The sequence below is a fragment of the Flavobacterium profundi genome (assembly GCF_006491645.1).
Classification (GTDB): domain Bacteria; phylum Bacteroidota; class Bacteroidia; order Flavobacteriales; family Flavobacteriaceae; genus Flavobacterium; species Flavobacterium profundi.
This window is the reverse complement of the sequence record NZ_VDCZ01000005.1, coordinates 133294-144338: the sequence shown is the minus strand read 5'-3', so window position 1 is coordinate 144338 and position 11045 is coordinate 133294. Positions and strand designations below refer to the sequence as shown.

Below are 11045 nucleotides of genomic sequence, written 5' to 3'. Positions count from 1 at the left end.
GCGGTTCATTAAGACTAAGTATAACCAAAAACCTAACAGATTTTTCTGTTAGGTTTTTTTAAATTAGCATTTATGGAAAATAATAACCAACAAGGTCAAATTAATATCGAGTTAGATGAAAAAACAGCAGAAGGAATTTATTCTAATCTAGCGATTATCAATCATTCTAACAGTGAATTTGTGGTCGATTTCATTGCAATTATGCCAGGTGTACCCAAAGCAAAAGTAAAATCGCGTATTGTTTTAACACCACAGCATGCCAAAAGATTATTAAAAGCGATGGCTGAAAACATTCAACGTTTTGAAGCGGCTCATGGCAAAATTGAAGAAGGTGAACAAACTCAAGTTCCTTTAAATTTTGGACCAACAGGTCAAGCATAAATAATAAAAAAACCATTTAGGTCGAATCCAGCTAAATGGTTTTATTTTTTACTTTAAAAATCGAATTTCTATATTTATGAATATTGTTGCAATTGAGAAAGATCAGCTATCAATCGTGAAAGATTTAGCCTATGCCATTTGGCCTGTTGCTTATGCTGAAATTTTAAGCCAAGAACAGTTAGAATACATGCTTTCTATGTTTTATTCTGAAGAAGCTTTAGCAGCACAATTAGAAAAAGGGCATGTTTTTTACTTGGTGCAAAACAACTCGGGCGATTATTTAGGATTTGTTTCCTACGAATTAAATTGTGAACCAGATAAAACTAAAATTCATAAAATATATGTATTACCTGAAACACAAGGTTTAGGTTTAGGAAAATTATTGTTTGAAAAGGTAAAAGAAGAAGCTTTAAAAGCAAACCAAAAAGCAATTTTCTTAAACGTAAACAAATACAATCAAGCGAAGTTTTTTTATGAAAAACTAGGTTTAAAAATTGTTAAAGAAGAAGTTATCGATATAGGTCGTAATTACGTAATGGACGATTATGTAATGGAATTGGCTCTTTAATGTTTTACCTGTTTCGGTCTCTATAATTTCTTTTTCCTGTAAACTTACTTTTGTTACTTGGTAAGCTGGCTTCTTCGGTCTTGCTAGAAGGCTCAATTAATTGATTCAAATCTTTAATTTCTGTATCGGATAATAAACGGTATTTCCCAACAGGAACATCCAAAGCAATATTTATAATTCGGGTGCGTTTCAATGCAACTACTTCATAGTCTAAGTAGTCACACATTCTACGAATTTGTCGATTCAATCCTTGGGTCAAAACAATTCTGAAAATGGTTTTACTCACTTGTTCTACTTTACATTTGCGTGTAATAGTATCCAAAATAGGAATTCCATTACTCATGCGTTGAATAAAACGTTCTGTTATTGGTTTGTTTACTGTTACAATATATTCTTTTTCGTGATTGTTTCTAGCACGTAAAATCTTATTTACAATATCTCCATCATTCGTAAGGAAAATTAAACCTTCACTGGCTTTATCTAAACGACCAATTGGAAAAATACGCTCTGGATAGTTGATGTAATCGATAATATTATCTTTTACTTCTAAATTGGTAGTGCATTCAATTCCAGGAGGTTTGTTAAATGCTAAATAGATTTTAGCTTCTTTTTTCTCCTGAATCAATTGTCCATTTACTCGAACTTCGTCATTCACACCCACTTTGGTTCCCATTTCAGGAACTTGTCCGTTAATCGTTACACGACCTTGTTCAATGAGTCGATCCGCTTCTCTACGCGAACAAAAACCAGATTCTGATAAAAACTTATTAACGCGAATTAAATTTCCTTCTTCCATATAGCAAAGATAAGTTTTTTACCCGTTAAAGGATAGAAATTAACGGGTGTAAGAAGTATATTTTTAGTTATTTGAAGCACTACATCATTGCTTTTACAGAAAACTGTCCCGCTATTCGCTATATCTTTTTTATTTTCCTTCGCTTTTAAAAACATATAGGTCTTTAAAATAAAAAAGGATGTCGCTGCTATCGGGGCTAAAATAGACATTGTTTTCTTCTAAGAAGATAAAATAAAAAACTCCCGAAAATACATTTCGAGAGTTGTAATTTATAAGGGAAAAATGAAATTATATTTTTGAGAATAATTGTTCCATTTCTTCTTTTACTTCGTCAGCTAGCACATTGTCAATTAAAATTCTACCACTGTGCTCATCGGTAATGATTTTTTTACGACCTGCAATCTCCATTTGAGTTTGTGGTGGAATTGTAAAGAAAGAACCAGCAGAAGCACCTCTTTCAATAGAAACTACTGCTAAACCATTACGAACACTATTTCTAATGCGGTTGTATGCGCTTAATAAACGCTCTTCAATTTGAGATTGATATTCTGAAGATTTCTCTAGTAAAAAGTTTTCTTCTTTTTCAGTCTCAGACATAATATCGCTTAATTCCGATTTTTTATGTTTCAAATGCTGTTGTTTCGCATCTAATTTTTCTTTAGACTGCGCTAATACTTCTTTTTTATGTTCAATAGAAGCTTTCATCTCTTTAATGTGCTTCTCTGCTAATTGAATTTCTAATTCTTGATATTCCACTTCTTTTGTTAAAGAGTTGAATTCTCTATTATTACGAACATTCTTTTGTTGCTCTAAATATTTCTTGATATTAGCTTTGTGGTCATCGATGGCATTTTTCTTCTCCTTAATTTGCACATCAATAGTTTCTAAATCTGATTTTAATTTATCTAAACGAGTAGTTAGACCGGCAACTTCGTCTTCTAAATCTTCCACTTCAAGAGGAAGTTCACCTCTTACATTACGTATTTCATCAATCTTTGAGTCAACTAGCTGTAAAGCATAAAGTGCTCTTAATTTATCTTCTACGCTAAGTTCTTTTTTGTTTGCCATATTAAAAGTATTGAACAGGATTTGTATTTTCTTCTGATAAAACGACTGCAAAATTAGTGATTTTTTCTTTAAGATAATCAACAATATAATTTTTTGTGTATCTTTCACTCTCAAAATGACCAATATCTGCTAAAAGGAGCTTTCCTTCCGCTTCATAAAACTGATGGTATTTCAAATCTGCAGTGATAAAAGCATCTGCTCCAGCTTGTAAGGCAGCTTTAATAGCAAAACTACCAGAACCTCCTAAAACAGCTACTTTTTTTATTTTTTTATACGTAAAAGCACTGTGACGAATGCCTCCACATTGCATTTTTTCTTTTACATGTTGTAAGAAATCTATTTCTGATTGCGCTTCTTTTAATTCTCCAATCATACCTAAACCAATATTTTGATGTTTATTGGTTAAACCATATATCTCATAAGCAACTTCTTCGTAAACATGATTTTTAAATAAAGCGGCTAGAATTTTCGATTCTAAGTGTTTTTCAAAGGTAACTTCAATTTTAATTTCGGTACTTTCAACGAACTCAAATCGTTCCCCAATTTCAGGGTTGCTGTTTTCATTGCCAAGATAGGTTCCAGTGCCCTGACTGTTAAAACTACAATCTTCATAATTGCCTATTTTTCCTGCTCCAGCCTCAAATAATGCATTTCGCAGTGCAATGGCATTTTCAGGAATGGTATAGGTGACTAATTTTTTGATGAAATTTTCTTTGGGAATTAAAATCTTTGTGTTTTCTAAACCCAACGCATTACTAAAAATTTTATTGACGCCTAATTGGTGATTGTCTAAAGCGGTATGAATAGCATAAATAGCAATGTCATTTTTGATGGCTTTAATTACAGCTCTTTCGACATAATTTTTGCCTGTGATTTTCTTTAAACCTGAAAATAAAATAGGATGGAAGCACACCACTAAATTGCACTTTTTTGAAATAGCTTCATCAATAACTGCTTCTAATGCATCATGACACACTAAAATACCATTAATTTCTGTATTTTGATTTCCAACTAATAAACCAACGTTGTCAAAATCTTCTGCATACGCTAACGGAGCTAGTTCTTCAAGAGTTGCAATTATTTCAAAAAGTTTCATGTACAAATATTTATTTCAAAGATAAAAAAATGCTACTTTCGTACTATGATTTTTTTAAGAAAAGTATTATTTCCTCTTGCAATTGTATACTGGATTATTACATTTATTCGAAATATTTTTTACGATTTAGGGATTTTTAAAAGCCAGTCTTATGCAGTACCTGTAATAGGTGTTGGTAATTTAAGTGTTGGCGGAACTGGTAAAACTCCTCAAATTGAATATTTAATCCGATTGTTGCGCGATTATAAAATTGCCACTTTAAGTAGAGGTTATAAAAGGGAATCTAAAGGTTATATTTTAGCAGATGAATCCGTTTCCGCAAAAGAAATAGGAGACGAACCTTTTCAATTTTTTTCAAAATTTCCTGATGTTTTAGTAGCTGTTGATGCCGACCGGAGAAATGGAATTAGTCAATTACTAACGCATAATCCAGATGTAATTTTATTAGACGATGCGTTTCAACATCGAAAAGTAAAAGCAGGTTTCTATATTTTATTAACCGCTTATAACGACTTGTTTAGTGATGATTATATTTTGCCTTTTGGAAACTTAAGAGAACCCGAAATGGGCAAAAAAAGAGCAAACCTGATAATTGTCACCAAATGTCCTGAAGATTTATCGGAAATTGCGCAGGTAAAAATAAGGCAACAATTAATAGCGAAAGATATACCAGTGTATTTTAGTACGATTGTATATGATGATTATTTGTATGGTGAAAGAGATCAAATTGAGGTAAAAGCGTTTGAGGAAAGTATCTTACTTTTGGCAGGTATTGCAAAACCGGAATTGTTTTTCGAGCATTTAAAAAAGGAAAAGGATACAGTTATGACTTTTCCAGATCATCATAATTTTACAGAAGAGGATATTCAGAAAATTTTGAAAATGGCCCAAGATAGAAAAATAGTAACAACTGAAAAAGATTATGTGCGTTTGAAAGGTAAACTACCAGCACATCAATTGTATTATTTACCTATCCAAAGCAAAATAATAAACGATGCCTTAGGATTTAATTCTAAAATTTTAAATTATGTGGGAAAAAATTCAAGAAACAGTTAATTACCTCATTGAGAAAACTAATTTTAAACCAGAATATGGAATTGTTTTAGGTTCGGGTTTAGGTGGTTTTGCAGATGACATTCAAATTTTACATACTATTTCGTATACAGAAATACCGAATTTCCCGATTTCCACGGTACAAGGACATAAGGGTGCCTTGTTGTTTGGTTTAATTGGTGATAAAAAAGTCTTGGCCATGCAAGGACGTTTTCACTATTATGAAGGCTATGATATGAAGCAAGTGACTTTTCCCATTCGTGTAATGAAACAATTGGGAATTGAAAAGTTAATTGTTTCCAATGCTTCTGGAGGTGTAAATCCTACTTTTAAAGTGGGAGATATTATGCTGATAAAAGATCATATTAATATGATGCCAGAACATCCTTTGAGAGGACATAATGAGGAACGTTTTGGACCCCGTTTTGTAAATATGAGTGAACCCTATTCTAAAGCAATGTTGGCTAAATTAAAGGCAATTGCAACGACCATGCAAGTTGAAGTTCAAGAAGGCGTTTATTTAGCATTGCAAGGGCCTACGTTTGAAACTTTAGCGGAATATAAAATGGTTCAAAATATGGGAGCAGATTGTGTAGGTATGTCTACAGTTCCTGAGGTTATTGTGGCCAAACACATGAATATGGATTGTTTAGGGATTTCAGTGATTACCGATATGGGTAATGAAGAAAATATCGAAGAAGTGAACCATGAAGAAGTATTAGAAGCTGCAAAAAAGGCAGAACCGCATGTTAGAAATCTAATTAAAAGTTTTATTCTTCAGTTTTAGTTAAAAAACGGAATAAGATTTCGTAAAATTCTTCAGGAACGAATGGTTTCATGATTACTTCGTCCATACCATAGGACAACAACATTTCTCTGTTTTCATTCAATGAAATGGCGGTAAGCGCTATAATAGGTATGGTAGGATTAAATTTTCTGATTTCTAAGGTTGCTTCAGTACCATTTATTCCTGGTAAATGTACATCCATCAAGACTAAATCATAGTCGTTTTCTTTTAGATGCTCAATGGCTTCTTCACCATTGTCAATTGTATGAGAAGGAATGCCTTTTTGTTCTAACATTTTTTGGGTAATCATTTGGTTGATTTTATTGTCTTCTACCAAAAGAATTTTTTTCTGTTTTCCAGAATCCAGTTTTTCTTTAGAAATGCTTTCTTCTTTGTCTTTCTTTTCTTCTTTTCCTTTTTTAAAGCTCAGATCAAAAGTTAAAGTAGTACCTCTGTTGGTATCGCTATCTAAATGGATTTCACTACCTAATATTTCTACAATTTTTTTAACAATAGACAATCCTAAACCAGTTCCTCCATACGTTCGATTTACTTCAACGGAACCTTGACTGAAGCTTTCAAAGATAGTGGCTTGTTTGTCTTTTGGTATTCCAATTCCATTGTCTTTTACTTCAAAAGAAAGTGTGATTTTGTTGTTCGATTCACTTTTCTTATGGATGGAAAGCCAAACATCTCCATTTTTACTAAATTTAATGGCGTTATTTACTAAATTGATGATGATCTGTGAAATTTTGGTAGGATCACCAATGATATTTGGATTGAAACTTTTGTCTACCTCAAGATGGAAATTAATATTGTTTTCTTCGATAAATTCGTTAAAGGATATTTTAATATTATCAATCAATTCGACTAGGTTAAAATTGATTTTTTCTACTAAAACTTTATCCGATTCTAAACGGTTAATTTCTAAAATATCATTAATAAATGTAAGGAGGTATTTTCCTGAAAACTCTAAGGATTTTAGATAATTTAATTGCGTAGCTTTAGGTTTTTCGTTTAATAGTAAATACGTAATCCCATTAATAGCATTTAAAGGAGTTCTTAATTCATGGCTAACCGTTGCTAAGAATTCTGCTCTTGCTTTGCTGGCTCTTTCTGCTTTGTTTTTTTCAATAGTTAGCTCCTTATTTTTTTCTTTTAGAAGTTTATTGGTACTAATTCTAATTTTATTGTTTTTGTATAAAGACAAACTTAGTAACGACAAAATAGATATTAAAGCGATACTCAGAATACTAATGAGTTTATTAAAACGCAAAGAACGTTGTTGAATTTTTTTATCCTTGTCTAATTGTTCTATGGTTTTTAATTGTTTGTCAAACTGAATTTTATCAAAAGTATTTTCGGTTAACGAATGATTGTAGTAATTGCCTAAAGAATCTACAATGTCAACATATTCTTCTAAATAGGCTTGGGATTTTGGAAAATCTTTTTTGTATTTATGGGTTAGACTTAATTGTTTTAAAATTTTCTTTTGTAACTGAACATTTTTAGAGTTATTTTCGTTCAGTTCTAATGCCCAGTCAAAGTTTTCAATAGCTTGGTCGTAACGGTTATTGATAAGTTCAATTTCTCCAATTTGATAATAAGCTTCCACTTTAGTATTTATAAAAGCATCATTATTAATTGAATTGATAATAGATGAAAAAATCGAAATCGCTTTGTTATAATTCTTTTTATTTTTTTGTATAATTCCTTTTTGAATATTAATCAATTGAATCGCATCTTTAAAGTTCAACTTTTCGTAAATCTCACTTGCTTTTTTAAAATAGACTTCTGATAATTCTACTTTGTTTTTTTCGAGATAACACTTTCCTAAACTATAATAGGCTAATGCTAAATCAGAAGTGGGTTCTTGAACTTTGTAAAGGTTAATACTTCGGATATAATTTTCAATAGCGGTATCTGTTTTTTCTAAATCATAGTAGATATTTCCTAGAATAAGATAACACTCTGGAAGCTTGTCGTCTAGTTTTTGTTTTTTAGCATAATCAATTGCTTTTTCTGTGTAAACGATAGCTTTATTAAAAGAATGTTTGTCTTCTTTATTAAACGATGCAATCTCTAGATAATAATCTACACTATCATTTATTTGAGTTGTTTCTTTTAGAAGGGATTGCGCATTACTAAAAGTACAAAATAAGAAAAAAGCAAATAAGAAGCTTTTCATTAAAATCCGATTTTAAAGTAAACTTTGGTCTAACAGTTTGTAACAAAAATATGTTTTTTTTCTGTGGAATACTATTTTTTTGAACAGAATATATGGGTGTTAAAAGATTATTTTTTAGTCATATATTCTATAAGATTGATTAATCTTGACGAATATCCTATTTCATTGTCATACCAACCCACAATTTTTACCATTTTATCAATAACTGATGTTAGTTGGGCGTCAAATAAGCAAGAATTTCGGTTGCCAATGATATCAACTGAAACGATTGGATCTTCTGTGTAATCTAGAATGCCTTTTAAATGTGTTTCCGATGCTTTTTTAAATGCAGCGTTAATTTCCTCAATAGTTACTTCTTTTTTAACATTAACAGTGATGTCTGTTAAAGAACCATCTGGAACGGGAACACGAATGCCACAACCACCAATTTTACCATCTAATTCTGGAAAAATTTTAGTAAGCGCTTTTGCAGCACCAGTAGTAGTAGGTACAATAGATTGCGAAGCACCTCTTGCTCTTCTTAGATCTTTATGAGGTTGGTCGTGCAAACTTTGGTCTGTGGTGTAAGAATGTACAGTGGTAATATAAGCTTGTTCAATTTCACAAAGTTCTTGAAGCACTTTTATCATGGGTGCAGCATTATTAGTGGTACAGCTAGCATTGGATACAATTTGTTCAAAATGATCTAAAATACTTTCATTTACGCCTAAAACAACCGTTTTTATGGAATCATCTTCTGGTGGAACGGATAAAATTACTTTTTGAGCTCCTGCCAAAATATGAGGGTAAAGAGTATCCCAAGTTTTAAATTTACCTGTAGATTCAATAACAAAATCGATGTCTAAAGATTTCCAATCTAAATTTTTAATCTCTTTCTCGTGAAAAAATAAATATTCTTTTTCATTGATAAGAATAGCTTTTTCATTATAACCTACTTTCTCTTGTAAAACGCCATGAATACTGTCATATTTAATCAAATGACTCATTGTTTTATTGTCGGCAATGTCGTTAATAGCAACGACTTCTATATTAGGATGGTTTAATAGTAATCGGAAAACATTTCTGCCAATTCTTCCGAAACCATTAATTGCAATTTTTGTTTTTTTCATGGGGGAAAATTAGACTACAAAAGTAAGTAATTTATTATATTTGTTGATGAGCATTACGATTTAATTTAATGTTCTTTCCAACTTAATTTACAGTAATAATGATGAATAACCAAAGTAAGAAAAAGTACGTTTTAGTTTGTTTTTTATTGGCAACAATGGCAATGTTTTCACAAACCAAAACAAAAAAAGTAAACTCTAAAATAGAAAAAGTTATTGTTTTTTCTCAAGGTGCTCAAGTAAGTAGAACTGCAAATGCAACTTTTGATTCTGGTAAAACCGAACTTGTTTTTCAAGGAATTTCACCTAAAATAGACAAACAAAGTCTGCAAGTAAAAGGAAAAGGACGTTTTACAATATTATCTGTAATTCATCAAAATAATTTTCTAAATACACAACAGCATAGAGCAGAAATAAGCAAATTAGAAAGCGAAAAAAGAGAATGGGAGTTAAAAAAAACTACCGAAACTAACATTCTTTCAATTCTAAAAAATGAAGAAGGGATTTTATCTAAAAACCAAGTTGTTGGCGGGACTAATTCGGGATTAAAAACTACTGATTTAAGAGAAGCAGTTGAATTTCATAGACAACGTTTGATTGATTTAGTGAAGCAAAAAACCGAAATTGAGCAAAAAATAATGGGTATTGATACGACCTTAGTTAAATTGGATAAACAATTAAAGGCCTTAAATCAATCTGATGAAAATGCAACAAGTGACATTGTAGTAACTGTATCTGCAACAAATGCAGTTGCAAATGCTTCTTTCGATATTGATTATTATGTATTAGATGCAGGCTGGTATTCCAATTATGATTTAAGGGTTGAAGATGTAAACAGTCCTATAAATTTATTGCTTAAAGCCAATATTTTTCAGTCTTCTGGCGAAGATTGGAAAGATGTAAATATGTCTATTTCTAGTGGAAACCCTACAGAAAGTGGTGTTGCACCTACGATTACTCCTTGGTATTTGGGTTTAAATCAAAGAAGAATACAAAGTACCGTACAAACTTTTGGACAATTAGTTGGGAACACGATTTCTGGAACCGTTTCAGATTATATAGGCCCTTTGGCTGGTGCTAATGTGGTTGTGAGAGGAACTTCAATAGGTACAACTACCGATTTTAATGGGAATTATACGTTGAAAGTGCCAAGTGTAAATAGTGAATTAGTTTTTACTTATGTAGGAATGGAAGAAAAGATAGTTCCTGCAAATAGTAATGTTGTTAATGTGGTTTTAGAACAGTCAAAAGTCGCATTAGAAGAGGTTGTCGTTATGGGTTATTCTTCTAGAAAATCAAGAAAAAAATATAAGGAAGAAGAAGATTATAGTATTCCGATGGAAACAACAGTGGCTTATCAACCAACTACTATTTCTTATGAAATTAAAGATCCATATACCGTTTTAAGTGATGGAAAAGTATATACAGCTGAAATAAAAACTTTTAATTTGCCAGCAAAGTATCAATATTTGAGTATACCAAAATTAGACGCAAGTGCTTATTTAACTGCCAAAATAACCGATTGGCAAGATTTAAATTTGTTTGATGGTGAATTAAATTTATTTTTTGAAGGTGCTTATTTAGGAAAGTCTTTGCTTGACTTACAAAATGCGTCTGATACTTTAGAGGTTTCTTTAGGAAAAGACAAAGGAATTAGTATTGCGAGAAAACAATTGAAAGAATTTAAGGCGAAACAATTTTTAAGTAGCTATAAAACAGAAAGTAGAGCATTTGAAATTTCAATTAAAAATAATAAACCATATCCTATTGAAATTGTTGTGATGGATCAATTACCAATAAGTAATACTAAAGAAATTACCGTTCAAGAAGAAGAATACAAAGAAGGAACTTTAGCTGAGGAAACAAAAATTATTACTTGGAAAGTAGCGATACCTTCTAAGAATGAAAAGAAACTTACCATAAAGTATAAAGTAAAGAGTCCTAAAAACGCTTCACTAATTTTGGATTAAAGATTTTATAAATAAAAAAGCCTTCGAATTAA

The 11045-nt window shown here is 31.1% G+C and carries 10 protein-coding genes; 5 read left to right on the top strand and 5 right to left on the bottom strand.

The window, feature by feature from the left end:
* Nucleotides 1-72 precede the first annotated feature (72 nt).
* Complete coding sequence (locus FHG05_RS08675) at nucleotides 73-381, top strand: DUF3467 domain-containing protein (RefSeq protein WP_140997621.1); 309 nt, start codon at nucleotides 73-75, stop codon at nucleotides 379-381.
* Between the two features lie 76 nt (nucleotides 382-457).
* A complete protein-coding gene (locus FHG05_RS08670; protein ID WP_140997620.1) occupies nucleotides 458-949 on the top strand; it encodes a GNAT family N-acetyltransferase in 492 nt (163 codons plus the stop codon).
* 4 nt (nucleotides 950-953) lie between these two features.
* Here FHG05_RS08670 and rluF read toward each other — a convergent pair whose 3' ends face one another.
* The 3 genes from rluF to FHG05_RS08655 all read right to left on the bottom strand — a co-directional run bounded on the left by rluF (nucleotide 954) and on the right by FHG05_RS08655 (nucleotide 3909).
* Entirely contained in the window at nucleotides 954-1745 is a 792-nt protein-coding gene (gene rluF, locus FHG05_RS08665; RefSeq protein ID WP_140997619.1) for a 23S rRNA pseudouridine(2604) synthase RluF, read from the bottom strand.
* Between the two features lie 288 nt (nucleotides 1746-2033).
* Complete coding sequence (locus FHG05_RS08660) at nucleotides 2034-2813, bottom strand: zinc ribbon domain-containing protein (RefSeq protein WP_140997618.1); 780 nt, start codon at nucleotides 2811-2813, stop codon at nucleotides 2034-2036.
* A 1-nt stretch (nucleotide 2814) separates the two neighbouring features.
* Nucleotides 2815-3909 carry a Nif3-like dinuclear metal center hexameric protein gene (locus tag FHG05_RS08655; protein ID WP_140997617.1) on the bottom strand — a complete coding sequence of 365 codons (1095 nt, stop codon included), beginning with the start codon at nucleotides 3907-3909 and terminating at the stop codon, nucleotides 2815-2817.
* A 45-nt stretch (nucleotides 3910-3954) separates the two neighbouring features.
* Between FHG05_RS08655 and lpxK the strand changes: the two genes are divergently transcribed.
* Nucleotides 3955-4965 (top strand): tetraacyldisaccharide 4'-kinase, encoded by a 1011-nt coding sequence (gene lpxK, locus FHG05_RS08650; RefSeq protein ID WP_140997616.1) that lies wholly within the window; start codon nucleotides 3955-3957, stop codon nucleotides 4963-4965.
* Nucleotides 4937-5749, top strand: coding sequence for a purine-nucleoside phosphorylase (locus tag FHG05_RS08645; RefSeq protein WP_140997615.1), 813 nt, complete (start codon nucleotides 4937-4939; stop codon nucleotides 5747-5749). The genes lpxK and FHG05_RS08645 overlap by 29 nt, the downstream gene beginning before the upstream one ends.
* Here FHG05_RS08645 and FHG05_RS08640 read toward each other — a convergent pair.
* Both FHG05_RS08640 and gap read right to left on the bottom strand, forming a co-directional pair.
* On the bottom strand, nucleotides 5733-7937 hold the full coding sequence (locus FHG05_RS08640) for an ATP-binding protein (protein WP_140997614.1): 2205 nt from the start codon (nucleotides 7935-7937) through the stop codon (nucleotides 5733-5735). The two genes, FHG05_RS08645 and FHG05_RS08640, sit on opposite strands and share 17 nt — an antisense overlap.
* A 107-nt stretch (nucleotides 7938-8044) precedes the next feature.
* Nucleotides 8045-9046 (bottom strand): type I glyceraldehyde-3-phosphate dehydrogenase, encoded by a 1002-nt coding sequence (gene gap, locus FHG05_RS08635; protein ID WP_140997613.1) that lies wholly within the window; start codon nucleotides 9044-9046, stop codon nucleotides 8045-8047.
* A 98-nt stretch (nucleotides 9047-9144) separates the two neighbouring features.
* On the opposite strand from gap, the gene FHG05_RS08630 reads away from it, so the two are divergent.
* The gene (locus tag FHG05_RS08630; protein ID WP_140997612.1) at nucleotides 9145-11013 is read left to right on the top strand and encodes a DUF4139 domain-containing protein; all 1869 of its coding nucleotides are present in this window, start codon (nucleotides 9145-9147) and stop codon (nucleotides 11011-11013) included.
* The last annotated feature ends 32 nt before the right edge of the window (nucleotides 11014-11045 follow it).